The following is a 23320-nucleotide window of genomic DNA, read 5'->3' on the forward strand; positions in this document are numbered from 1 at the left end:
ACCGTGATACCACTCATCCCCGAAGCTTCCCCGCCACCTGCTCGGCGACCTCCCGCAGCGCGTCCCGGCCGTAGGTCACGGCCACCCCCTCGGGCCGCTCGGGCACTCCACAGGCACACAGGACGAGCACGGCCGCCACGATCCCCAAGTTCTTCAGCACCAGCGCAGGGCAGCGGGCTCCTTGTGTCCAGAGTGGGCGTTCCCCTGTTCGCGGGAACGTGAGATCCCCGGGGTTTCTCCGCCTAGCGATCGCGCAACTTCGCCGCCACCTGCACAGCCACCTGCCGAGCAACGCCACACGGTTTCTCCACATCACCGTCGGCTGCGCCATAGCCGACGGTGTAACCGGAGTTCGACATCGTCCTCACGCTGAACTGGCAACGGTGGGTGTGCTTGCCGGGCCCGATCACAGCGGGAAAGCCGTCCACATCGACGACCTCCGCTCCCGGCATGTCGATGTAGGTGGCCGCCGGATCGCGCTCGACCATGGTCACCACCAACCGTCGCCCCGTCGACCCATCCTTCTCCCATTCACACGACGTGCCATCGGAGTAGGTGATCGGGGTCCCCGCTTCCGGGAGTTCAAGCAAGAGCAGCGTGTCGACGTCAACTGCGGCACACGGGTCGAGACCAGTGACGCTGACGGGCTCGGCCACGTCCGGGAGCGTCGGCACGGCGGATGGCTCCGGCGGCGGCAGCGGTTCAGACAGCGGTTCGGTGGTGCAACCAGCCGCGATGAGCAGTACCCCCACCGCGAACAGTCGCCTCACCCCGGACCGTCCACGTGACGTTCGCCTGCTCTCGCTTTCTGCGTTGGAAAGCACGTCCCTACCCTCGCAGCTTCCCAGCGAGGTCCCCGGCCACCGCGCCAGCGCAAGAGTCTGGATTCAGCACCACCGGACCATAGGTAACGCTGAGACCCTGATCCGCCCCCGCCGCCAACCAGCTGCCGAAGCTCTCCCGGTCCAGCCCTTGCGTGATCTGGGTCAGTGCACCGTCGTAGTCAGCGCGCATCTGGTCTCGCCGCCGTGTGACACCATTCATCGTCGTAGCGCGCCGGCCACTTCCGAGGCGACCGCGGTAGCTCCGCCGCACGCATCGATGGGCCGGTCGAACGAGCGGTAGTTGACGCTGATCCCTTGATCAGGAGCGGTCTTCACCCACACCTGGCACAACGACTCCGGCTTGACCCCCAACCGCAACGCCGGAAACCCCGCGACATCGATCTGCTGCACCCCGGAACGGTCGAACACGCCCTCCAGCGGGTCGTGGCCGGGATGAACGATCACACCGAGCCCCGTGCCCACCGAACCTTCCTCCCATCGGCACCCCACCGCCGCGTCCACCTCGATGCGAGCAGGCACCAACGGCACACCCAGATCCCGCAGGGTCGACATCGACACCGCCGCACAGGGGTCCTTCAACAGCGGTTCAACCGCGACCGACTCACTGATCTCCGGAGGCGTGGTCACGGTGGTCGCAGCGGTGGAGGTGGTCATCGGCAGCGGAGGAGTGTCCACATTCGTGCCACACCCAGCAGCGCAGACGAAGACCAAGAGCACTATGCCGCGCTTCATTCCGCCAACCTCCTGGACACCGGGCTGTCCGGATCCGGCGCACCACTGTCGCGCCCATCACGTTCCACCACGGGACCGAACTCGGCCACGCTTCTGGAACCGCTGGCGAACATCTCGTACCGGAAGTCCGGGCTGGACGGTGAGTAGGACGCCGGGAGAGGCCGGAACAACGTCACCTCGCTCGCGCTCAGCCCTGCGGACTCCCGATCCAGCCACTGCGTCACCTGAGTAAGCGCGTCGTCGTAGTCCGCCCTGAGCTGATCTCGACCGCGGGTGTACGCCATGACCACCTCTGGCGCGTTCGACACCTTCAGATCGATCTCCATCTCGGCGGCGGTGATGGACACGACCGACTCGATGCCGTTCACCACCAGTTCGCCGGGTTGGTTGGAGAAGAGGCCGAGCACAGAGTTGATCAGCGTCGCGGTGCGCTTGGTGTCGGCCTCGGCGGTGCGCTGGACTTGGGCGGTGATCTCCTGGTCGCAGGCGACGATGGTCCCCTCGGCGAGGTGCAGGTAGTTCGAGCGCGCTTGCACCGACACCGCCAACGCCATGCCCAGCGCGACCATCGGCCGCTCCGCGGCGCGCGCGTGGTCCTCCAGGAAGTACTGGATGAACTTCATCTGGTCGTGGAAGCGGCCGGCGGCCTCACCGGACCACCGGGTGGCCAGGATCGTCGCGGCTTGGTCCAGATCAGCCTTCGCCTGGCCCTGGCCGCCCAGCGCCAGCACGACGGAGCGCATCCGCTCGGACTCGTCGATGATCTTCTGCGGGTCGAGGGAGGTGAAGTCCGAGGCGTCGAGGATGACGGACTCGATCAGCGTGCCGTCGTGGTTGGGGCCGAAGCCGCCGACGCTGCCGATCTCCGCCTTGGCGTACATCTCGATGATCTTCTCGCCGAGGCGGTGGGCGGCGATGCCCAGCTCGGAGTCCGTCACCCACGCGACCTCGGTCACTGGCCATCCGCCCTGCGGTAGGTGTCGATGATCTCCTTGAGCACCTGGGCGGTGTCCTCGATGCGCGCCGAGCCCAACCACAGCCGGTCGCCGATCAGATCCGTGAACCGGGCGTAGGCGCGCTGCATCGGGTCGACGGCGTGGAACGTCCCCGCGCCTTGCAGGCCCTCGTGCGCGGAAGCGACCTCGTGCTGCGCGTCGACCACCCCGGCCACGGACGGCAGCGTTTCGTTGGCCACTGGCGCGAGCGCGTCCAGCTCAGCGGTGAAACCGGTTGATGTCACGTCGAACCCCCTAGTCGGGGGGTACGACTCCGCTGCGCCCGACCGGTTCCACCGTTCACCCGGTCGGGGTAGGACTAAACGGCCCCGTACTGGCGGTCACCGGCGTCGCCCAGGCCGGGGACGATGAAGCCGGAGTCGTTGAGCCGCTCGTCCACGCTCGCCGTGACCAACCGGACCGGCAAGCCGGACTCCTCAAGGCACTTCACGCCCTCAGGAGCCGCCAGGACGCAGATCGCGGTGACGTCCGTCGCGCCGCGGTCGACCAGGAGGCGGATGGTGTAGGCCATCGAGCCGCCGGTGGCGAGCATGGGGTCGAGGACGAAGACGGGGCGGTTGGCGAGGGATTCGGGCAGGGACTCCATGTACGGGGTGGGTTGGAGGGTCTGCTCGTCGCGGGCCAGGCCGACGAAGCCCATCTGGGCGTCGGGGATGAGGCGGTGGGCCTGGTCGGCCATGCCGAGGCCGGCGCGCAGGACGGGGACGAGCAGGGGTGGGTTGGCCAGCCAGTGGCCCTCGGTGCGGGCGACGGGGGTGTGGATGCGCTCGGTGCGCAGCGGGGCGTCGCGGGTGGCCTCGTAGACGAGCATCATGGTCAGCTCGTGCAGGGCGGCGCGGAAGGTGGCGTTGTCGGTCCGCGCGTCGCGCATGACGGTGAGGCGGCTCTTGGCGAGGGGGTGGTCGATCGTGCGGACGTCCATGCAGCGGAATCTAGCGGACACGTGCGCGGCGGGAGCTCGCTCACGCCGGGGGCCCGCAGGCACAAGCGGACCGCGTTCCGGGGTCCGCGGCAGGCACACGGGACCGCGGCTGCGCCCGTTCATCGGACCGGTCGAGGGGCACGTGGGTGGTCTGAGCACCGCGTGCGGGCCCGACTGTCGGACCGCGGACCCCGCGAGGGGCTAGGCTCACCTGCGTGAGTGACCTGCCCGCCGTCCCCGGTCCGCACGAGATGCGCGCGTCCAACGCCGACCGGGAGCGCTTCGCCAAGATCCTGCACGACGCGATGGCCGAAGGCAGACTCACCGTCGGTGAGCTGGAAGAACGCCTCGACAGCGTGTACGCGGCCAAGACGTTCGGCGACCTGGAGCCGGTCATCCGCGACCTGCCCGTCGCCCACGCGGGCCGCCCGACGACGCAGCCCGCCGTCCCGCAGGCCGGGGTGCCCTCGGCCCGGATCGGGGGTCGCGGGACGTCCTCCAGCGCGATCGCGATCATGTCCGGCTCCGAGCGCAAGGGCCCGTGGACGATCCCGCCGACCTTCAGCGCCGTGGCGATCATGGGCGGCGTCGAGATCGACCTGACCCAGGCCCGCTTCGAGGCCCGCGAGACCGTCATCCAGGCGTTCGCCCTGATGGGCGGGGTCGAGGTGCGGGTGCCCGAGGACGTCACCGTGCACGTCACCGGCGCCGGGTTCATGGGCGGCTTCGAGAACAAGGTCCTCACCCAGGGCCCGCCCGGTTCACCGGTCGTGCGGGTCACCGGCTTCGCGATGATGGGCGCCGTCGAGGTCAAGCCGCCGCGCAAGCCGAAGAAGAAGCGCCGGGAAGAGATCGAAGAAGAGTGACCGCCGCGCTGCTGCGGGACGCGCTGTTCAGCGCGGCCTGGTTCGGACTGATGACCTGCGTGTGGCTGGGCTGGGCGCAGGAAGGCCCGCCGGAGAAGGCCCGGCCGTGGCTGGGCGCGGGCTCGGTCGTCGGCATCCTCGTCGCGATCGGCGGCGGCATCCAGGTGGCGCGGTTCTGGGACACGCCGACGGCGCTGGACGGGCAGTACCACTGGTTCGGGGTGATCGTCGCGGCCGAGGTCGTGGCGGCCGGGCTGGGCTGCCTGGTGCTGGCCAAGCGGGGGTTGCAGCGGTACTTCGCCTCGTGGGTGGCGATCGTGGTCGCCCTGCACTTCGTGCCGCTCGGCCTGATGCTGGACGACTGGTCGATGATCGTCCTGGGCGTCGTCCAGTGCGCCCTGGTCGTGGCGGTGACGGCCTGGGTCCGCCGCCGCCCGCTGACCCCGAGCTTCCCGATCGGCGTCGCGATGGGCTCCACCCTGCTCGTCTACGCCGTCGCCACCGCCATCCGCGTCGCGCCCGAGGTGTTCTGACCCCGCCGCACCCGTGTGACGCGATCGGGTTACCCGTGGGTTCTAGACTCGGCTCCATGTCCGACCTCCAGACAGCGACGTCCGGGGCTCCGCCCGCGGAGTTCGCCGACGCCACGCGAGACGAGACCGCGCTGCGGCGGTTCCTGCACGGGCTGCCCGGTGTCGACCAGGTGGGGGTCGAGCAGCGGGCGGCGGGGCTCGGGACCCGCAGCATCAAGAAGGACAGCAAGCTCCAGGCGATCGACATGGCGATCTCGATGGTCGACCTGACGACGCTGGAGGGCGCCGACACCGAGGGCAAGGTGCGGTCGCTGTGCGCCAAGGCGCGCAGGCCCGACCCCGACTTCCCCGACGTCCCGCAGGTCGGCGCGGTCTGCGTCTACCCCGACATGGTGGCCACCGCGGTCAAGGCGCTCGACGGCACCGGCATCGGCATCGCCAGCGTGGCCACCGCGTTCCCCTCGGGCCGCTCCAGCCGCGAGATCAAGCTGGCCGACACCAAGATGGCCGTGGACGCCGGCGCCACCGAGATCGACATGGTGATCGATCGCGGCGCGTTCCTCTCCGGGCGCTACATGGCCGTCTTCGAGGAGATCAAGGCCGTCAAGGCGGCCTGCGGCGACGCGCACCTCAAGGTCATCCTGGAGACCGGCGAGCTGGCCACCTACGACAACGTGCGCCGCGCGTCCTGGCTGGGCCTGCTCGCCGGCGGCGACTTCATCAAGACCTCCACCGGCAAGGTCTCGCCCGCCGCGACCCTGCCGGTCACGCACGTCATGCTCCAGGCCGTCCACGACTGGCACGCCGCCACCGGCGAGCTGCGCGGGGTCAAGCCCGCGGGCGGCATCCGGACCACCAAGGACGCGATCCGCTACCTGGTGGCCGTGCAGGAGGTGGCGGGCCCGGCCTGGCTGGACCCGCACCTGTTCCGCTTCGGCGCGTCGAGCCTGCTCAACGACCTGCTCATGCAGCGCCGCACGCAGCGCTCCGGCCACTACAGCGGCCCCGACTACGTAACGGTGGACTAATGACCTGGGACTACGCGCCCGCGCCTGAGTCGCGGGCGATCGCGAACCTCAAGCCCGCGTACCGGATGTTCCTCGACGGGCAGTTCGTCGAGGGTGGCGGCGAGCCGCTCAAGACGGTCAACCCGGCGACCGAGGAGGTGCTGGCCGAGGTCTCCACGGCCAACTCCGCCGACGTCGACCGCGCCGTCAAGGCCGCCCGCCGCGCCTACGACAAGACCTGGGGCCGCATGCCCGGGTCCGAGCGGGCCAAGTACATCTACCGGATCGCCAGGATGATCGCCGAGCGCGGGCGCGAGCTGGCCGTGCTGGAGTCGCTGGACAACGGCAAGCCGATCAAGGAGTCCCGCGACGTCGACGTGCCGACGGCCTCGTCGCACTTCTTCTACCACGCCGGCTGGGCCGACAAGCTCGGCTACGCCGGCTACGGCCCCGACCCCAAGCCCCTGGGGGTCGCGGGCCAGGTCATCCCGTGGAACTTCCCGCTGCTGATGGCCGCCTGGAAGATCGCCCCGGCGCTGGCCTGCGGCAACACCGTGGTCCTCAAGCCCGCCGAGACGACCCCGCTGACCGCGCTCGTCCTCGCCGAGATCATCCAGCAGGCCGACCTGCCGCCGGGCGTGGTCAACATCCTGCCCGGCGCGGGCGACGTCGGCGCCGAGCTGGTCAACCACACCGGCGTCGACAAGGTCGCCTTCACCGGCTCGACCGAGGTCGGCAAGATCATCCAGCGCTCGCTGGCGGGCACCAACCGCAAGCTGACCCTGGAGCTGGGCGGCAAGGCCGCGAACGTGGTCTTCGACGACGCCCCGCTCGACCAGGCCGTCGAGGGCATCGTCAACGGCATCTTCTTCAACCAGGGCCACGTCTGCTGCGCAGGCTCCCGCCTGCTGGTGCAGGAATCCGTCGCCGAGGAGCTGCTGGCCAAGCTGCACACCCGGGTGGCCACCCTGCGCGTCGGCGACCCGCTGGACAAGAACACCGACGTCGGCGCGATCAACTCCCGCGAGCAGCTCACCAAGATCCAGGAGCTGGTGGCCTCCGGCGAGGACGAGGGCGCGCAGCGCTGGACCTCGCCGTGCCCGGTGCCGGAGAAGGGCTTCTTCTTCGCCCCCACGGTGTTCGCGAACGTCAGCCAGGCCATGCGCATCGCCCGCGAGGAGATCTTCGGCCCGGTGCTGTCGGTGTTGACCTTCCGCACGCCCGACGAGGCGCTGGCCAAGGCCAACAACACCCCCTACGGGCTCTCCGCGGGCATCTGGACCGAGAAGGGCTCGCGCATCCTGTGGATGGCCGACCGCATGCGCGCCGGCGTGGTCTGGGCCAACACGTTCAACCGGTTCGACCCGACCGCCCCGTTCGGCGGGTACCAGGAGTCGGGATTCGGCCGCGAGGGCGGCCGCGCGGGTCTGGAGGCGTACCTCGATGTCTGATCGGCTGACGGTGTCCAAGACGTACAAGCTCTATGTCGGCGGTGCTTTCCCGCGCTCGGAGTCCGGGCGCACCTACCCCGTCGCCGACGCGCGCGGCAAGTTCCTGGCCAACGCGGCGCAGGGCTCGCGCAAGGACCTGCGCGAGGCGGTCGTCGCCGCGCGCGGCGCGTTCGGCAAGTGGTCGGGCGCCACCGCCTACAACCGCGGGCAGGTGCTCTACCGCGTCGCCGAGGTGCTGGAGGGGCGGCGCGAGCAGTTCGTCTCCGAGGTCGCCGCGGGCGAGGGCGTGCAGCCGAAGAAGGCCGCGCAGCTCGTCGACGCCGCGATCGACCGCTGGGTCTGGTACGCGGGCTGGACCGACAAGGTCGCCACCGTCTTCGGCGCGGCGAACCCGGTGGCGGGCCCGTACTTCTCGTTCTCGGTGCCCGAGCCCAGCGGCGTCGTCGGCGTGCTCGCGCCGCAGAAGTCCTCGCTGCTGGGCCTGGTGAGCGTGCTCGCGCCCGCCATCGCCACCGGCAACACCGCGGTCGTGGTGACCAGCCAGGACCGGCCGCTGCCCGCCATCACCCTCGGCGAGGTGCTGGCCACCTCCGACGTGCCCGGCGGCGTGGTCAACCTGATCACCGGCCACACCGCGGAGATGGCCCCGTGGCTGGCCGCGCACGCCGACGTCAACGCCCTGGACCTGGTCGGCTGCGCCCCCGAGCAGCGCGCCGACCTGGAGCGGGCCGCGGCGGGCACGGTGAAGCGGGTGCTGCGCGGGTCCGAACCGGACTGGCTGGCCGACCCGGGCATCACCCGGTTGCGGGCTTTCCTGGAAACCAAGACCGTCTGGCACCCGATGGGTGTGTAATCGGGGGAGCCTGCGAGGGAGGACGTGCGTCCAACGTCCGACTAGAGGGGAGTCGCTGATGAGCCAGTCGGACGTCGGTGGGTACTACGGGGAGGCCGATGCCTTCCACGCCTACACCGCAGGCCTGCGGCCCTTGGCCGACCAGCTCAGGGGCGTCACCGGCGGCCTCGACCTCGGCGACGGCGCGTTCTCCAAGATCGGCGACGAGGTCGGGCTGACCGCGGCGCTGCGCGCGGCGGCGCAGCGCCAGGTCGCCGACGTCAACGGCCTGGCCGAGTCCTACCGCGGCACCGCCGAGGCCGTCGCCAGGACGTGGGTGAACTTCGAGGGCGTCGAGGACGACGAGGCCCGCAACCTGCGCCGCGCCGCGGGTGAGGGCGCGTGAGCGCCCGCGACCTGCTGGACCCGATGGTCCAGCCCGCCGCCACCGCCCAGCGCCACCTGGCCACCGACGACGCCGCCATCGACACCTACGGCGCCCGGCACGCCACCATCGCCTCCACTGTGGACACGGCGGGCCACGACGCCGACCGGCACGCCTCCTCGCTGCGCTCCGGCTGGACGGGCCAGGGCGCGCTCGCCCACGAGGGCGACGTCGCCGCGCAGTCCTCGCGCAGCAAGGCGCTCTCCAGCTACAGCACCGAGGTGCAGACCGCCGTCCGCGAGGCCGGGGAGATCCTCAAGGTCGGCCAGAAGGTCAACCAGGCCCAGCTGGACGAGTTCAACCGCAAGGCCGCCGAGCTGCTGTCGGCCGCCGCCGCCCTGCGCCAGGCCGGGGACACCGCGGGCGCGCAGCGCAAGCTCACCGAGCTGGCGCGCTACGCGGGCCAGCTGACCGGCGACACGTCGATGAACCTCGACAAGGTCATGACCCAGCTGACGGGCGTGGTCACCAAGCTCACCGGCGACTCGGGCACGACCACCTCCTCGGCGTCCGGCAGCCCGCCGGCCACCTACGCCGACCGCTCCGGCGGCGGTGGCGGGGGCGGCGGGGGCGGCGGGGACTCCGGCGGCGGTGGGGGCGGCGGTGGCGCGGTCACCAAGCGCAGGCTGCCGGTGGCCATCCCGCCGCAGCCGGGCACCGGGGTCATGGTCAACCTGCCCGACGGCAGCAGCGTCGAGGCCCCCAACGAGACGGCCGCCCGCGCCGTCCGCGCGGCTCTGTCCCAGCTGGGCGTCCCCTACGTCTGGGGCGGCACGTCGCCCGGCGTCGGCCTGGACTGCTCCGGCCTGACCCAGTACGCCTACGGCGAGGGCGGCCTGGAGATCCCGCGCACCTCCCGCGAGCAGGACATCGGCGCCGAGGTCCCCTCGGCCGACCAGCTCCTGCCCGGCGACCTGATCTGCTGGGAGGGCCACGTCGCCATGTACATCGGCAACGGCCAGATCGTGGAGGCGGGCGACCCGGTGCAGGTCGGCCCGCTGCGCACCACCAACGCGGGCATGCCCTTCGTCGGCTTCTACCGCCCGACGGGGTGAGCGCGCCCCGGTCCGTGGTGGTCGTCGGGGCGGGCGTCACCGGCGCGTCGGTGGCCTACCACGCGGCTCGGGCCGGCGCGGTCGTGACCGTGGTCGAGGTGGCGGTCCCGGGTACGGGCGTCACCGGGGACTCCTTCGCCTGGATCGGGGCGGCGGGCGTGCGCACGGGCCCGGCCGCCGAGCTGCGCCGGAGCGCGACGCGGGAGTACCGCAGGCTCGAAGCCGAGCTGCCCGGACTGCCGGTGACCTGGTCGGGCTCGCTGTCCTGGGGCGCGGCCGACACCTCGCCGCAGGCGGGGCCCGGCCAGGAGATCGTGGACACGGCGACAGCGGCACGGCTCGAACCCGCCCTGCGGCGGCCCCCGGACTGGGCCGTGTGGGCACCGGATGACGGCTCCGTCGACCCGGTGGGCGTCGTCAACCGGATGATCACCGGCGCGCGCTCCCACAGCACCACGATGCGCATGGGCGCCCCCGTCACCGCGATCCGCAGGGATGCCGAGGGGCGGGCCTGCGGGGTCGAGACGGCCGCCGGGTTCTGCGCCGGGGACACCGTGGTGCTCGCGGCCGGGGTGGCCACGGCCGCGCTGGCCGCGCCGCTCGGAGTCGACGTGCCGGTCGAGCCGTCGCCCGCGACGCTGTTCCGCTTCAGCGCCCCGCCCGGCCTGGTCCGCACCGTGGTCCACACCGCCGACTTCGACCTGCGGCAGGCCACCCCGAGCAGCTTGCACGCCGCCGCCGACTCGGCCGAGCGCACCCTCGCCGCCATCCGCTCCACCTTCCGCGCCCCCGACGTCGACCTGCTCCGCTCCCGGGTCGCCGCGCGCCCGATGCCCGCCGACGGCGAACCGATCATCGGCCCCGTCCCCGAGGTGCCCGGCCTCTACCTGGCGGTCACGCACTCGGCGGTCACCCTCGCCGCGGCCGTGGGCCGCGCGGTGGCGCGCGAGGTGGTCGAGGGCACCACCGAGGCCGTACTGGCGGGCTGCCGCCTCGACCGCTTCTGACACCGCGCGCGGATTCACCCGTCCCCGGGCAGGCACCGGCCGTAAGGTTGGGACGTGGACATCGACATCGACCGGGAGCTGGACTCGGTCGCCGCCAAGGTCGAGCGGACCAGCGCCGAGGCCGCCGAGCGGCTCGGCCGGTTCGGGCCGGTGAGCGGGCGGGCGAGCAGCGGCGACGGCGGCGTGACCGTGGAGGTCAAGCCGGGCGGTCTGCCCACCGAGATCGTCATCGCGCCGCACGCGCTGCGCCAGGGTTCCGAGGCGCTGGCCGCGCAGATCATGGCCGTCGCCGCGCACGCGACCCGGCGGGCGGGCGGGGCGATGCACGCCGCGCTGGCCCCCGTCCTCGGCCCCGGCGGGGAGAAGCACCTCGCCTCGCTCGGCTACGAGCCCGTCGACGAGGACGATTCCGACGCCGACTACGACAATCCCCTGGGGACACCCCCCGGCCGGCTGCCCGGCAGGCGGCGATGACCGACCGGGTTCCCGTCGAGCGCTCCACCCGCCAGCTCATCGAGGACGGCCGCGCGCGCCAGGAGGCCCTGGAGAACGTGGAGAAGGTCCTCGCCGAGGTCACCGGCACCGCGATGGACCAGTACCAGACGGTCCGGGTCACCGTGGACGGGCGCGGCAAGCTGCTGGACGTGTGGCTGCGCCAGGACGCCGTCCGCTGGGGGCCCGAACTGGGCAGGCTGCTCGTCCACGTGGCCCACGCCGCCCTGGCCAACGCGACACAGGCGGGCTACAACCGGCTCGCGCCCCTGCTCGGGGACAACCTCACCTACGCCGTCGAGCTGATCTCCGGGCACGCCGCGCCCGCCCGGCAGCAGGGCCGCCCGAGCATCACCGCCGAAGAGTTCCAGCGCCGCCGCGACGAGCGCTTCGCCGCCGCTGAGCAGCGCAAACCCGACCCCCGGACCGAAGACGGCGACGACGACGACCCGCTGTCGTTCGACCTGTCCTTCCTGCGGTCCGACCGGTGAGAAACCGGGTAGGAGCCTAGGTGAATCCGTGTGATCCTCACCCCGTAGGCTGCCCAGGCACCCGAGCCCCTGCCGCGACCAGGAGGACCTCCCATGGCTCAGGACATCGTCCCCATTGAGCTGGGGTTGCCGCAGGGCGACCTCGTCACGCTGTGGGCGCCCCGCTGGCGGGAGGACGGCGAGGAGTGGGAAGCGTTCCTCGGCCACGAGGAAGACCTCTACGCCTTCACCGACACCGCCCACCTGGCGGCGTTCGTGCGCACCGCCGAGGACCACGACCTCATCGACCACCCGGCGTGGAACCACGTCCCGGCCCTCACCGTGGCCGAGCTGATCCCCGCCGAGGCCCACCAGTACGACCTGGTCGGCGTGCCCGAGCTGGTCGCCGAGGAGCCCGACACCTGGACCATCGGCGAGCTGGCCGAGATCGTCTCGATCATCCGGTCGCTGGCCGACGTGTGCGAGCTGGACGAGGTCCACGAGATCCTCGACTCCGCCGACGGCTTCGCCGTGCTCGACCAGGGCACCTACCCGTTCACCGGGCGCGATGGCGAGCGGCTGTGGAACGACCTGGCCAAGACGGTCATCGACAAGTGGGACGACCTGCTCGACGCGCTCGACTCCGTCGTCACCGTCCCCGAGGTGACCGGGCCCGAGCTGGACAAGGCCGCCGAGGAGCTGGCCGCGTTCCAGGCCGCCGCCGAGGCCGCCGCGGCTGAGGACGCCGACGCCGAGGAGGAGTCCGATGAGCAGGCCGACGAGGCTCCCGTCGGGTTCTGGGGCGAGGTCGGGATCGACCCGATCAAGATCATCTCCGACGGGTCGGAGTACTACACGCTGCGCTGCTACCTGGACGACAAGCCGATCTTCCTCGGGAAGGACGGCAAGATCGACGTCGCCACGTCGGTGCGCGGGCTGGCCAAGTACCTGGCCGTCGGCGAGTTCGACGACAACGACCTCGCCAAGGTCTCGACCTGGGAGGACGTGCACTCCAAGGCCACCGACGGCAGCCTGGAGATCGACGTCGAAGAGGACAACACCTACGTGCTGCAGGGTCTGAACGAGGACCTGGCCGAGGGTGTGGACGCCGTCGACCCCGTGCAGCTGGACCTGGCCGTCGAGCTGCTGACCGACGCCGCCGAGTGGGCCGAGGACGACAGCGTGGCCACCGCGCTGGGGCAGTCGGAGAGCCTGGGGTGGCTGGTGTCCTTCATCCTCGCCCCGGACCCGACCCGGCTGGCCCCGAGCGCGCCGTTCGACGCCGAGTCGGCCGCGTGGGCGAAGCTGGTCCAGGACTTCGAGGACCGCTTGCAGACCCGCTGAACGACGTGACGCTCGCGCCCGTCCGGTGACCACCGGGCGGGCGCGCTGTCATGTCAGGGGTTCTCGACGCTCCACTGCTGGTCCCACTCCTCGTCGCACGGCACGACCCTGGGCTCCGGGGTGGCCTCCAGGCAGCGGCTCGTGGTCGTGGCCGAGTGGAGGCGGGTCCAGAGTTCCCCGTCCACCTCGCCCACCCACTCGGGGATCCAGCGGTGACCCGGGGTGCAGGCGCTCCACCGGGCATCGGCGGTGAGGCAGCGGCCGGACCGCTCGATGGTGACCGCGCAGCCGTGCGCCGTGGGGCCTGACGGCAGCATCACGACGGGAAGGACGTGACCGCTTTCGTGGTTGCGCACGCCGAGGCTGGTCCTGGGGCAGTGGCCGCTGTTGAGGGGCGGGTAGTCCTCGATTCGCCAGCGGGCGTCGTCGCCCGTGGCGCAGGGGCGTTGCAGGACTCGGATGTGGATGTCGGGGTCGCCGCCTTGGTGGGCCAGGCAGAGCCCGGTGTCGTGGTTGCGGATCGTCATGGAGTCCGGCACGGCGCCCTGGATCGTCCACAAGTAACGGTCATCGGCGGTGTCGCACTGGCGGTAGCGCTGTTCGTCGCCTGGCGCGCCGTCGGCGGCGAGGCAGAGGGCGGTGCGGGTGCTGCTGCGGATCTGCCACCTGGTCCCGACGGGGGCGATGACGAGGTGGTGGCCCGGGTTGTCCGAGGCCGCGCACTCCCACTGGTAGACGGCTTGGCCGACCTTCTCGGAGTCGGCCGGGTGGGTGAACGCGCCATTGCGGGAGAGGCATTTGCCGGTGGCGGCGTTGCGGAGCTTCGCCAGGAACGGCGGACGGTGGGGAAGGTCGACGACCTGGATGGCCGCCGGGGCGTCCGGGTGGGGCGCGGTTCGGGCGGGCAGGTCGGCGCCGACCACCAGGACCAGCACCACGACCAGCGCGGCCGCCCGGTACCTCGGCCGCGCCCTCACCGCAGGCGGAGCGGCAGGCGGGGAGTCCTCCCGACCTGGCCCGGGGACCGCGGCGGCGGGTCGGGTGCCGTGGCGGGACGCGGCCACCCGGAACCAGGCCTCGGCCCAGGCGCGCTGCTCGTCCGGGGTCGCGCCCAGGGCGATCACCATGGCGTCCAGGGCTTCGGCAGGGGCCAGGGTGCGGCCGGTGGCGTGGCTGTGGACGGTGGACTTGCTCGTCGCGGGCAGGCCCATGCGGCGGGTCAGCTCGGCCAGGCTGACGATCGGCCTGCCGGTGCCCCGGGCGGCGCGGACCCGCAGCAGGCCCAGCTCCTCGGCCAGGCCCGGCAGGTCGCTCACCCGTGTCGGATCGGGACCGTCGGCCATGCGCCCTCCCCCTGGTCCTGACCCAAGGTAGTCGGACGGCGACGTCCGGTCCTGTCCAGAAGCGTCCGGAGCTGGGCGTTCACGGCGGGTCCAGGCGCTGGCATGGTCGCCATGAGCGACATCGAGTGGATCAAGAGCAGTCGCTGCGGCGACGGTGCGACCTGCGTCGAGGTGGCGTTCCCCGAGCCGGGGATCGCCGTGCGCGACGCGAAGAGCCCGGTGGCGGAGATCGCGTTCGGCGGTTCCGCCTGGCGGGTGTTCCTCGGGGCGGTCAGTCGAGCAGAGCTTCGATGAACGCGCGCGAATCACCGGGAGAGAGAGCGACTTCGCGCAACGCGTCGAAGACGCGGGTGAACCGGGCCACCAGGGTCGGGGTGGTCACCAGCCGACCTTCGGCGAGGTCGTCGGTGTAGGCGACGGCGTCGCCGGGGCCCAGGCCGAGGACGATGAAGCCGCCGGGCTGGGCCGGGTGCATCCCGGCGGCCAGTGGCAGCACCCGCACGAGCGGGCCCGGCTCCAGCAGCCTGCGCAGCTGGGCCCGCATCTCCTCGGGGTCGGGGCAGGAGCGCAGCAGGGCCGACTCGTCGACGACGACGTCGAGCGCGGGCGGGTCGGCCTTGCGCAGCACCGACTGCCGGGCCATCCGCAGGTCGGCCACCCGCGCGGCGTTCTCGGGCGCGACGCCGAAGGCCTCGGCGAGGGCGCGGGCGTAGCCGTGCGTCTGGAGCAGGCCGGGAATCCACTGCGGCTGGTACTCCAGGATCGCGGTGGCCTCTTCCTCGTAGCCGACGTAGTGGTCGTAGCCGTCGTTGATGAGGTCGGCGTACTCGCGCCACCAGTCCTTGCGCTGCTGCTGGCGCGCGACCGCCAGCAGCGCCGCGCGCCGGGCCCCGCCGACCCCGCAGCTGTCCAGGAACTCGCGCAGGTCGAGCACCCGGACCGCGACCTGGCCGGTCTCGATCCGGCTGACCTTGGCGACCGAGCAGTCCAGCCGCTCGGCCACCTCCTCCAGGCTCTTGCCCGCCCGTTCCCGCAGCTCGCGCAGTTCCCGGCCGAGCCTGCGCCTGCTCTCCGCGCTGACCGACATGCCGCCATCCTTGCACGGTGCAACGCTTGCACCTCTCAGGGCGATCAGTAAACTACGACGATTTGCAACGGTTGCAGATTGGGAGTGTCCCGTGACCGATTGGCTTCGCAAGATCGTCGAGAACGTCGTCCCCTGGTTGATCGAGAACAAGGCGCACCGGCTCGTCGTGTTCGGCCTCTTCTGGTCGGCCACCGCGTTCCTCGCCCTGTTCTTCGGCGTCGGCGACCCGGTCTTCGCCGCGATCGCACTGGGGCTGCCCGCGGCGCTGATCGTCGCCACGCGCCGAGTCGGGATGGCCGGGGTCCCGCCGGCGCTGTTCGCGCCCGCTCTGGCCGCCGCGCTGATCCCGGCGGTCTTCCTCGGCCGGTACCAGCGCGGCGACCAGCACGAATTCGGCCCCGAGTCGGCCGGGCTGGTGCTGGTCGGCTTCCTCGTCTTCCTGGTGTGGGTCGGTGCGTACCCGGTGATGGTCGACATGTACGACCAGCTGCACGCGCTGTCGCACATCCCCGAACAGGCGCGACCCAAGAGCCTGGCCAAGCACGAGCGCGACCCGGAGGCCATCCGCCGGCTGCTGATGGTGAAGCTGTCGATGGCGACCGCCGCGATGGTCGTGGCCGGCGGCACGTACGTCGTGGGCGCCGCGGTGCTCGGGCTGCTGCTGCGCAGGCGCTGGACCGCCGCCGTCGCGCTCGCGGCCAGCGCGCTCAGCGGGTTCTTCTCCGAGCAGAAGTTCGCCTGGGAGTTCGACCCGGTGGGAGTCATCGCCGGGCTGATCGCCGCCGAACTGTGGTGGCAGGCCTACCGGCACCCGCTGTGGGACACGCGGGCCCGCCGGGTGCCTGCGTGATCCCGATGCCCGCCGCCCCGGTGACCGCGCCGTGGGAGGCGACCCTGGCGGCGCTGCTGCCCGGCGGCGGCGCGCTGCCCGGCGCGTTCGCCCGCGTCGGCGCGGTCCACCTGAGCCCGCTGGCCATCGGCTTCGACGCCCAGACCATCGCCTGGGCCGACGTCGCCGAGGTCAGGACCCGGCGGCTGCGCGCGGCCCTCACCGCGGGCCTGGCCGGTGAGGTCGGGGCACAGGCCGCCCGGCTCGCCCCGCCCGGCACCCGCTTCGCCGCGCGCAAGGTCGCCACCCGGCTCGCCGCCGGGGCGGGCGGGCTGGTCGCGGGGGTCTTCCAGGACGGGGCCGAGGTGCCGTGGGCGGTCGTGGCGCGGGGGCGGTGGCGGGCGGCGGTGCACGCGCCGTCCGCCGCCGCCCGCGCCGTGCTGTGGCTGCCCGCCGTCGCCGCGAGCGTGCTCGCCACCGCCCGCGCGGCCGGGGTGCCGGTCGTCAGCCCATGAGCCGGGCGAAGCCGGGCTTGATCACCGTGTTGATGATGTCCAGGCGCTCCTCGAAGTCGATGAACGCCGACTTCATGGCGTTGACGGTGAACCACTGCAGGTCGGCCCAGCCGTAGCCGAACGCCTCGACCAGGGCGGCCATCTCGCTGGTCACGGTGCAGCCGCTCATCAGGCGGTTGTCCGTGTTCACCGTCACCCGGAAGCGGAGCTGCGTCAGTAGTCCGATGGGGTGATCTTCGATGGCGGACGCGGCGCCGGTCTGCAGGTTGGACGTGGGGCACATCTCCAGCGGGATGCGCCGGTCGCGCACGTAGGAGGCCAGCCTGCCCAAGTGCGCGCCGCCGTCGGCGTCGACCTTGATGTCGTCCACGATGCGCACGCCGTGACCCAGCCGCTCGGCGCCGCAGTGCTGGATCGCCTCCCAGATCGAGGGCAGCCCGAACGCCTCACCGGCGTGGATGGTGAAGTGCGCGTTCTGCTGGCGCAGGTACTCGAAGGCATCGAGGTTGCGGGTGGGCGGGAAGCCCGCCTCCGGGCCCGCGATGTCGAAGCCGACGACGCCCGCGTCGCGGTAGCGCACGGCCAGCTCGGCGATCTCCAGCGAGCGCGCGTTCTGGCGCATCGCGCACAGCAGCGTGCCGACGCGGATGGTCCGGCCCGCCGCGGCGGCGCGGCGCTCGCCCTCGCGGAACCCGGCCTGCACCGCCTCGACGATCGGGTCGAGCCCGAGACCGGCCTCGGTGAACAGCTCGGGGGCGTAGCGCACCTCGGCGTAGACGATGCCGTCGGCGGCCAGGTCCTCGACGCACTCGGCGGCGACGCGCGCCAGCGCGTCCTCGTTCTGCATGACCCCGCAGGTGTGGGCGAAGCCCTCCAGGTAGCGCACCAGGGAGCCGGAGTCGGCCGACTCCCGGAACCAGGCGCCGAGGGCGGCGGCGTCCTCGCGCGGCAGGGCGCGGTAGCCAGCCGCGTCGGCGAGGTCCAGCACGGTGGCCGGGCGCAGGCCGCCGTCGAGGTGGTCGTGAAGCAGGACTTTGGGTGCTTGGCGGATCGTGTCCGCGGTGAGCGGGGTCGACATGGACACACGGTACTCAGCCCCGACGTCACCCGTTCGAGTAACGGACGGGTCACGTATGGTTCACCGCGCATCGGAGCTTGATCCGCCAAACGGCCCAATAACGCGTGTTGGGCAAGCGGCATTATCTACGGGTGGTGTAAGGGCGGCTCCGGGCAGTGGTTAGGCTCCTTCCCGTCTCCACATCCCCCACCCAGGACGAAGGTCACCTCCGTGAACGAAAACAACCACACGGTGTCGTTCGACCGGATGCGCAACATGCTCACGCGCGCGGCCGAGATCCGTGAGAGTGAACAGCAGCAGATCTTCGACGCCCTGGACGAGATCCACGCGCGCCTGTCGCCCCTGGAGTCCATCGGCGCGGTGCGCAAGCGCCTCTCGGAGATGCCCGACCGCTCCGAGACCGCCGTCCTGGCCGACCGCCTGGACGCCGCGCTGCGCAAGCTGGAGGCCCAGGACACCGCCATCGCCGCCCTGGCGCGCGCCGTCGACACCATCGTGGACAAGCTCGCCACCCCGTTCGCCCAGCTCGACGGCCGCCTCGACGGCGTCGCGGGCCGCTTCGAGGGAGTCGCGGGCCGGATGGACGGCCTGGAGGACAAGCTCTCCAACATCCACCGCCGCATCGACGAGCTCGACCACCACCTGGACAAGCAGGACACCAAGATCGACAACGTCCCGTCCAGCACGTCGGGCCCGGTGCGCGAGCGCATCGAGATCATGGAGACCGCCCTGCGCGGCAGGCTGGACGAGGTCGACGAGGGCGTGCACGAGCACCTCGACGGCACCAAGGACGCCCTGGCCCGCCAGATCGGCGAGACCTCGGAGTCCGTGGCCACCCGCGCCACCTCCGCCGCCGACTCGGTCGCCGGCGCCGTCACCGCCGCCGAGACCCGCATCGCCGACGCCGTCTCCCGCACCACCGACGCCGTCGCGACCGTGGAGACCCGGGTCGGCAAGACCAACGACTCCCTCCACGCCAAGCTCGACACCGCCTCCGCCGCCCTCACCGAGACCCGCGAGGCCCTGGCCGCCTCCCTCGGCGAGACCGGCACCGCCGTCCACGGCAAGCTGGACGAGGCCACCTCGGCCCTGCGCGAGGCCCTGCGCGAGACCCAGGAGACCGTCGACGCCAGCGACCGCCTGGAGACCCTGGCCGAGCGCCTGGAGCGCGTCACCACCCGCCTGGACGAGATGACCACCCGCCTCGACGCGGTGGAGGACGGCTTCACCGGCAAGATCGGCGAGCTGAGCGGCGCGATCAAGTCCGAGTTCAGCAAGGTGGACGCGGCGCTGGGCAAGCAGCCGGACAGCACCTCGGTGGAGTCCCTGGTGCGCAAGAGCAACGAGGAGTCCGTCCGCCGGATCGGCGGCCACCTGGACGAGGCGATGGCGACCTTCGCGGAGCTGATGCTCGGCGGCAGCCAGCCGACGCCGCAGCCGCCGACCACGCTGCCCCGGCAGAACCCGCGTCGCCGGACGAACGGGACCAAGCCGGGGAAGGCCCTGGAGAAGCGCGAAGAGGAGAACGAGGAGAACGACGTCCCCGCGGGGGCGTAGTTCTGGGACACCGCCGGCGCCGTCCGACTCTGGGTGAGTCGGACGGCATGTCGGCCGTCGTCGTCTTGGGCAATCGTCGGCCGTCGCCGCGGGGCGGTAAGTACCCTGCTCCCCATGACGGAGATGCCCGCGTTCGCCGAAGCGGCGGGCGCTGTCGGAGATGTTCGCTCGGCTGTCGAGGCCGGGGATGTGGTCATCGAGGCGGAGTCCGCTGAGGCGCTCATCGCCGCCATTGACGAGGCCCGCCTGCGGGTGGACGGGCTGCGGGCCGTCGCCGACACCGAGTTGGCCTCGCCGTTGGCGTTCGGGGACAACTGGGTCGGGCGGATCGTCTCCGCGCGGATCTCCACCGCCGCGGCCGGGCACGAGGAATCGGCGGGGACCGTTCTCGCGCAGTTCGCCGGGGTGCTCGACCAGCTCGCGGTCACGGTCCGGGAGGCCGTGGACAGCACCGTCGATGCCGATGACGACGCCGCCGCGCGGCTGTACCGGGAGGTGTGAGGTGCTGGTGCCCTACCCGTACCCCGTCCCCCCGCCGCAGGAGCCGACCTCGCTGGCCGAGCCCGTCGACTGGATGGCGTGGCCGCACGCCGAGCTGTACCGCATGGTCCACTCCGGCGGCGACACCGCGCAGGCCGAGCGGACCGCGCAGCAGTGGGCCGATGTGGCTCAGGAGCTGCACGACATCGTCGATCGGCTGGGGAAGGCGGTGAGCGCGTCCGAGGCCGGGTGGCAGGGGGAAGCCGCGGCCAAGGCCCGGGAGGGGATGCGGACCGTGCTGGCCTGGGCGGTCGAGACGGTGTTGCGGGCCGAGCAGGTGCGCCACGCGATCCACGCTGAGGCCGATCACCTGGAGTGGGCGAGGGCGGCGATGCCCGAGCCGGTGCCGCAGTGGCACGGCGGGGAGTGCGCGGTCGTGCCGGAACCGCCCGGTCGCGGGCCGGAGGGCGGCGGACGTCCGGGTGGGCGCGAGTGGATCGGCGGCGCGGACGCGGGTAGGCCGCAGTGGGCCGCGGGCGGGGACTCCGGTGTGGCGCACTGGCACGGCGGCAAGGACGCGGGCCTCGCGCAGTGGCACGGCGGGCCCGATTCGGGTCGGCCGCGGTTCCACGGTCAGCAGGTGGCGGCCCCGGTGGTGTCGGTGCCGCCACGGCAGCAGGCCGACGCGGCGCACCGCGAGGCCGCCGAGGTGATGGCGCGGTTCCAGCACGGGTCCAGCCAGGTCGACGGGAGCATTCCGGCGTTCGCGGCGCCGGTCAGTCCGGTCATCGTCTACGGCGGTCCGGAGACGACGACGCCGTCCGGCGGGGTCGACGGGCCAGGCGGCTCCGGCGGCTCCAGCGCGACCACCGGGCTCCCCGGCGGCAACGCCGCCAACGGCGTCCTCGGCACCACCAACACCCCCGCGGGCCCCGGCACCCGCGACGAGCCCGCCCCCCGACCGGTCAGCGGCCAGGAAGCCGCCCGCACCACCCCGGCCGAGCAGACTCGCCCCCAGGCGCAGCCCGCCGCGGGCGGTCGCTCGGGAGGCGGCGCGATGGGCGGGATGGGCGCGGGCTCGGGGATGCGGCCCGAAGAGGACCACGAACACCGCACCCCCGCCTACCTGCAGGAGGACTCCGACGTCTTCGGCGCGCACACCCCCGTCGCCCCGCCGGTGCTCGGTGCCTGAGTACCCGCTGCGCCTCGCCACCGTCGAGTTCGCCGCCCTCTGGGCCCGCGTCTCCGAGGCCGCCTCCCCCATCGGCTCCCTGCGGTTCGGGGCGACGGCGGCGGACAAGGCGCGGATACACGCGGTGTGCTCGGCACAGCTGGCGCACCGCGGGCTCGGCACGCTGGAGCACCCGCACCCCGACCTCGCCGACCTCGTCGACGTCCTCGCCCATCCCGCCGCCTCCATCGACATCGACCTGGCCTTCGCCGGGGGCTCGGGCCGGGCCACCGTCGCCGAGACCAGGACCGCGACGGCCGCGCTCACCTGGGACGGCGCCGAAGCGCACCTCTGGTGGGCCCGGCCGGGCACCGCCGTCGACACCGCCGTCAGCGTCCTGCCCCCGCTGCCCGCGGGCCCCGGCCGCTCGGCCACCCTGCGCCGCGCCGACTACGACGCCGCCTGCGCCCAGCGGTCCCCGATCGCCTTCCTGGGCGTCCTGCGCGACGCGGGCATCCGCGAACCCGAGGCGCACACGGCCCTGGCCGCCGCCACCGGCCACACCGGCAACGGCCGCGCCACCGTCGACCGCCGCCCCGACCCGGTCACCTGGGTGGACACCGCCGAGGGCCGCTACCTGCTGCGCCCGGCGGGCGACTGGCTGACCATCGTCCCCGCCGACCACGCCCGCCTCGCCTCGGCCATGGCCGACCTGCGCTAGGCCGCGACCGCCTCACGACGCGGCGCGGGCACCTTCCGCAGCGCCCGGTACGCCGGAACCGTCAGCACCAGCACCAGTACCGCCGCCGACACCGCCGTCGTGGTGAGCCCGCTGACGAACGCGCTCTCCGCCGCCGCGAACAGCGCCTCACCGCCCGGGGTCTGCGCGGCCACCGCCGCCGCGCCGCCGAGGGTGTCCTGGGCCGTGGCCGCCGCCTCCGGCGGGAGCCCGGCGACCGCGCCCGCCATCTCGCGGTGGTAGACGGCCGCGCCGACGGTGCCGAGCACCGCCATGCCCAGCGCGCCGCCCAGCTCGGTGCCGGTCTCGGCCAGCGCTGAGGCCGAGCCGACCTTCTCCTCCGGCGCCGTGGACAGGACGTGGTCGCCGGTGAGCGTGGTCGTGACGAGCACGCCCGCGCCGACCAGACCCGATCCGGCCAGCACCACCCACAGCCCGGAGTCGACCTCCAGCGTCGCCAGGGCCGCGAACCCCGACGCCAGCACGACCAGGCCGCCCGCGACCAGCGGCGCGATCCGCAGGCGCTGGGCGAGAACTCCGGAGACGGTCATGCCGACAGCGATGAACGGCACCACCACCAGCGACCACAGCGCCGCCTCGAAGGGCCGCATGCCGAGCACGAGCTGCAGGTACTGGTTGGTGAACATCATCGAGCCGATGAAGCAGAACATCGCGACCAGGTTGATCCCGATCGCCGTCCCGAAGGTGCGGTCGCCGAACATCGCGAGGTCGACCAGCGGGTAGGCGATGCGCCGCTGCCTGCGCAGGAAGACCACCGCCAGCACGAGCCCGAGCACCAGCGCGGCCACCGGCACGGGCTCGACGCCCTCGACGGCGGTCTTCTTCATCCCGTAGACCACCGCGAGCATCGCGGCCATGGACAGCACCGCGCCGGGGAAGTCGAAGCGGCCCGCGTCGGGGTTGCGGGTCTCCGGCAGCAGCATCGGGCCGAGCGCGAGCAGCAGGGCCATGGCGGGCAGGTTGATCAGGAACGCCGAGCCCCACCAGAAGAACTCCAGCAGCAGGCCGCCCGCGATCGGACCGATGAACGCGCCGATGGTGATGCCGCCGGTCCACACCGCGATGGCGACCTTGCGCTTGGCGTCGTCCGGGAACAGGGTCCTGATCAGCGACAGCGTGGACGGCAGCAGCGTGGCCCCGGCGACCCCGAGCAGGAAGCGGGCGGCGATGAGCAGCTCGGCCGTCGGCGCGTAGGCGGCGGCGACGGAGGCGGCGCTGAAGGCCGCCGCGCCGAGGAGCAGCAGCTTGCGGCGGCCGACGCGGTCGCCGACCGCGCCCATGGTGATCAGGCCGCCCGCCAGCGTGAAGCTGTAGGCATCCATGATCCACAGCTGCTCCGGGCCGGTGGGCCCGAGGTCGGCGGCGATGAAGGGCAGGGCGAAGAACAGGACGCTGATGTCCATGGAGATCAGCAGGCAGGGCAGCACCAGGACGGCGAGACCGGCCCAGGCGCGACGATCGGACATGACGGGAACCCCCTCTA

At 72.6% G+C, this 23320-nt stretch carries 28 protein-coding genes; 18 read left to right on the top strand and 10 right to left on the bottom strand.

Annotated features, from left to right (window positions below; translation table 11 throughout):
* Positions 1-13 precede the first annotated feature (13 nt).
* From ACFPM7_RS25840 to upp, 6 genes are all read right to left on the bottom strand, one after another.
* Positions 14-160 carry a hypothetical protein gene (locus ACFPM7_RS25840; RefSeq protein WP_378250377.1) on the bottom strand — a complete coding sequence of 49 codons (147 nt, stop codon included), beginning with the start codon at positions 158-160 and terminating at the stop codon, positions 14-16.
* Positions 161-242: 82 nt separating this feature from the next.
* The gene (locus ACFPM7_RS25845; RefSeq protein ID WP_378250378.1) at positions 243-770 is read right to left on the bottom strand and encodes a DUF3558 family protein; all 528 of its coding nucleotides are present in this window, start codon (positions 768-770) and stop codon (positions 243-245) included.
* A gap of 270 nt (positions 771-1040) precedes the next feature.
* Complete coding sequence (locus tag ACFPM7_RS25850) at positions 1041-1577, bottom strand: DUF3558 family protein (protein ID WP_378250379.1); 537 nt, start codon at positions 1575-1577, stop codon at positions 1041-1043.
* Positions 1574-2533, bottom strand: coding sequence for a hypothetical protein (locus tag ACFPM7_RS25855; RefSeq protein WP_378250380.1), 960 nt, complete (start codon positions 2531-2533; stop codon positions 1574-1576). Before ACFPM7_RS25855 ends, ACFPM7_RS25850 begins: the two co-directional genes overlap by 4 nt.
* On the bottom strand, positions 2530-2817 hold the full coding sequence (locus tag ACFPM7_RS25860) for a hypothetical protein (protein WP_378250381.1): 288 nt from the start codon (positions 2815-2817) through the stop codon (positions 2530-2532). Before ACFPM7_RS25860 ends, ACFPM7_RS25855 begins: the two co-directional genes overlap by 4 nt.
* A 74-nt stretch (positions 2818-2891) precedes the next feature.
* Complete coding sequence (upp, locus tag ACFPM7_RS25865) at positions 2892-3515, bottom strand: uracil phosphoribosyltransferase (RefSeq protein WP_378250382.1); 624 nt, start codon at positions 3513-3515, stop codon at positions 2892-2894.
* 215 nt (positions 3516-3730) lie between these two features.
* On the opposite strand from upp, the gene ACFPM7_RS25870 reads away from it, so the two are divergent.
* The 11 genes from ACFPM7_RS25870 (at position 3731) to ACFPM7_RS25920 (ending at position 13017) form a co-directional block, all read left to right on the top strand.
* On the top strand, positions 3731-4381 hold the full coding sequence (locus ACFPM7_RS25870; protein ID WP_378250383.1) for a DUF1707 SHOCT-like domain-containing protein: 651 nt from the start codon (positions 3731-3733) through the stop codon (positions 4379-4381).
* The gene (locus tag ACFPM7_RS25875; protein ID WP_378250384.1) at positions 4378-4914 is read left to right on the top strand and encodes a hypothetical protein; all 537 of its coding nucleotides are present in this window, start codon (positions 4378-4380) and stop codon (positions 4912-4914) included. Before ACFPM7_RS25870 ends, ACFPM7_RS25875 begins: the two co-directional genes overlap by 4 nt.
* Positions 4915-4970: 56 nt before the next feature.
* The gene (deoC, locus tag ACFPM7_RS25880) at positions 4971-5942 is read left to right on the top strand and encodes a deoxyribose-phosphate aldolase (RefSeq protein WP_378250385.1); all 972 of its coding nucleotides are present in this window, start codon (positions 4971-4973) and stop codon (positions 5940-5942) included.
* On the top strand, positions 5942-7372 hold the full coding sequence (locus ACFPM7_RS25885; RefSeq protein ID WP_378250386.1) for an aldehyde dehydrogenase family protein: 1431 nt from the start codon (positions 5942-5944) through the stop codon (positions 7370-7372). Before deoC ends, ACFPM7_RS25885 begins: the two co-directional genes overlap by 1 nt.
* Positions 7365-8225 carry an aldehyde dehydrogenase family protein gene (locus tag ACFPM7_RS25890; protein WP_378250387.1) on the top strand — a complete coding sequence of 287 codons (861 nt, stop codon included), beginning with the start codon at positions 7365-7367 and terminating at the stop codon, positions 8223-8225. Before ACFPM7_RS25885 ends, ACFPM7_RS25890 begins: the two co-directional genes overlap by 8 nt.
* A gap of 58 nt (positions 8226-8283) precedes the next feature.
* On the top strand, positions 8284-8610 hold the full coding sequence (locus tag ACFPM7_RS25895; RefSeq protein WP_378250388.1) for a hypothetical protein: 327 nt from the start codon (positions 8284-8286) through the stop codon (positions 8608-8610).
* Complete coding sequence (locus ACFPM7_RS25900) at positions 8607-9704, top strand: C40 family peptidase (RefSeq protein WP_378250389.1); 1098 nt, start codon at positions 8607-8609, stop codon at positions 9702-9704. Before ACFPM7_RS25895 ends, ACFPM7_RS25900 begins: the two co-directional genes overlap by 4 nt.
* The gene (locus ACFPM7_RS25905; protein ID WP_378250390.1) at positions 9701-10711 is read left to right on the top strand and encodes an NAD(P)/FAD-dependent oxidoreductase; all 1011 of its coding nucleotides are present in this window, start codon (positions 9701-9703) and stop codon (positions 10709-10711) included. Before ACFPM7_RS25900 ends, ACFPM7_RS25905 begins: the two co-directional genes overlap by 4 nt.
* 54 nt (positions 10712-10765) lie before the next feature.
* The gene (locus ACFPM7_RS25910) at positions 10766-11185 is read left to right on the top strand and encodes a YbaB/EbfC family nucleoid-associated protein (RefSeq protein ID WP_378250391.1); all 420 of its coding nucleotides are present in this window, start codon (positions 10766-10768) and stop codon (positions 11183-11185) included.
* Positions 11182-11694, top strand: coding sequence for a YbaB/EbfC family nucleoid-associated protein (locus ACFPM7_RS25915; RefSeq protein WP_378250392.1), 513 nt, complete (start codon positions 11182-11184; stop codon positions 11692-11694). Before ACFPM7_RS25910 ends, ACFPM7_RS25915 begins: the two co-directional genes overlap by 4 nt.
* Positions 11695-11787: 93 nt before the next feature.
* A complete protein-coding gene (locus ACFPM7_RS25920; RefSeq protein ID WP_378250393.1) occupies positions 11788-13017 on the top strand; it encodes a primosomal protein in 1230 nt (409 codons plus the stop codon).
* A 53-nt stretch (positions 13018-13070) separates the two neighbouring features.
* Here the strand turns inward: ACFPM7_RS25920 and ACFPM7_RS25925 are convergent, their stop codons facing one another.
* Positions 13071-14360 carry an RICIN domain-containing protein gene (locus ACFPM7_RS25925; RefSeq protein ID WP_378250394.1) on the bottom strand — a complete coding sequence of 430 codons (1290 nt, stop codon included), beginning with the start codon at positions 14358-14360 and terminating at the stop codon, positions 13071-13073.
* A gap of 111 nt (positions 14361-14471) precedes the next feature.
* Here ACFPM7_RS25925 and ACFPM7_RS25930 point away from each other — a divergent pair, with 111 nt between their 5' ends.
* Positions 14472-14654 (top strand): DUF397 domain-containing protein, encoded by a 183-nt coding sequence (locus ACFPM7_RS25930; RefSeq protein ID WP_378250395.1) that lies wholly within the window; start codon positions 14472-14474, stop codon positions 14652-14654.
* Here ACFPM7_RS25930 and ACFPM7_RS25935 read toward each other — a convergent pair.
* Positions 14632-15447 (bottom strand): helix-turn-helix domain-containing protein, encoded by an 816-nt coding sequence (locus tag ACFPM7_RS25935; protein WP_378250396.1) that lies wholly within the window; start codon positions 15445-15447, stop codon positions 14632-14634. The two genes, ACFPM7_RS25930 and ACFPM7_RS25935, sit on opposite strands and share 23 nt — an antisense overlap.
* Before the next feature lie 91 nt (positions 15448-15538).
* On the opposite strand from ACFPM7_RS25935, the gene ACFPM7_RS25940 reads away from it, so the two are divergent.
* Together ACFPM7_RS25940 and ACFPM7_RS25945 are read left to right on the top strand one after the other, a co-directional pair.
* Positions 15539-16297 (top strand): hypothetical protein, encoded by a 759-nt coding sequence (locus ACFPM7_RS25940; protein ID WP_378250397.1) that lies wholly within the window; start codon positions 15539-15541, stop codon positions 16295-16297.
* On the top strand, positions 16294-16791 hold the full coding sequence (locus tag ACFPM7_RS25945) for a hypothetical protein (RefSeq protein ID WP_378250398.1): 498 nt from the start codon (positions 16294-16296) through the stop codon (positions 16789-16791). The genes ACFPM7_RS25940 and ACFPM7_RS25945 overlap by 4 nt, the downstream gene beginning before the upstream one ends.
* On the opposite strand, the gene ACFPM7_RS25950 is transcribed toward ACFPM7_RS25945, so the two are convergent.
* Positions 16781-17869: an adenosine deaminase gene (locus ACFPM7_RS25950; RefSeq protein WP_378250399.1), complete on the bottom strand. Its 1089-nt coding sequence runs from the start codon at positions 17867-17869 to the stop codon at positions 16781-16783. The genes ACFPM7_RS25945 and ACFPM7_RS25950 overlap by 11 nt on opposite strands.
* A 246-nt stretch (positions 17870-18115) precedes the next feature.
* Here ACFPM7_RS25950 and ACFPM7_RS25955 point away from each other — a divergent pair, with 246 nt between their 5' ends.
* The 4 genes from ACFPM7_RS25955 to ACFPM7_RS25970 all read left to right on the top strand — a co-directional run bounded on the left by ACFPM7_RS25955 (position 18116) and on the right by ACFPM7_RS25970 (position 21798).
* Positions 18116-19426, top strand: coding sequence for a hypothetical protein (locus ACFPM7_RS25955; RefSeq protein ID WP_378250510.1), 1311 nt, complete (start codon positions 18116-18118; stop codon positions 19424-19426).
* 114 nt (positions 19427-19540) lie between these two features.
* The gene (locus ACFPM7_RS25960) at positions 19541-19927 is read left to right on the top strand and encodes a hypothetical protein (protein ID WP_378250401.1); all 387 of its coding nucleotides are present in this window, start codon (positions 19541-19543) and stop codon (positions 19925-19927) included.
* 7 nt (positions 19928-19934) lie between these two features.
* The gene (locus ACFPM7_RS25965; RefSeq protein ID WP_378250402.1) at positions 19935-21098 is read left to right on the top strand and encodes a WXG100 family type VII secretion target; all 1164 of its coding nucleotides are present in this window, start codon (positions 19935-19937) and stop codon (positions 21096-21098) included.
* Entirely contained in the window at positions 21091-21798 is a 708-nt protein-coding gene (locus tag ACFPM7_RS25970) for an ESX secretion-associated protein EspG (protein ID WP_378250403.1), read from the top strand. The genes ACFPM7_RS25965 and ACFPM7_RS25970 overlap by 8 nt, the downstream gene beginning before the upstream one ends.
* Here ACFPM7_RS25970 and ACFPM7_RS25975 read toward each other — a convergent pair.
* Positions 21795-23303, bottom strand: a complete 1509-nt coding sequence (locus tag ACFPM7_RS25975; protein ID WP_378250404.1) for an MFS transporter — start codon at positions 23301-23303, stop codon at positions 21795-21797. The two genes, ACFPM7_RS25970 and ACFPM7_RS25975, sit on opposite strands and share 4 nt — an antisense overlap.
* Positions 23304-23320: the final 17 nt, after the last annotated feature.

The organism is Actinokineospora guangxiensis (genome assembly GCF_042657845.1).
Classification (GTDB): Bacteria; Actinomycetota; Actinomycetes; order Mycobacteriales; family Pseudonocardiaceae; genus Actinokineospora; species Actinokineospora guangxiensis.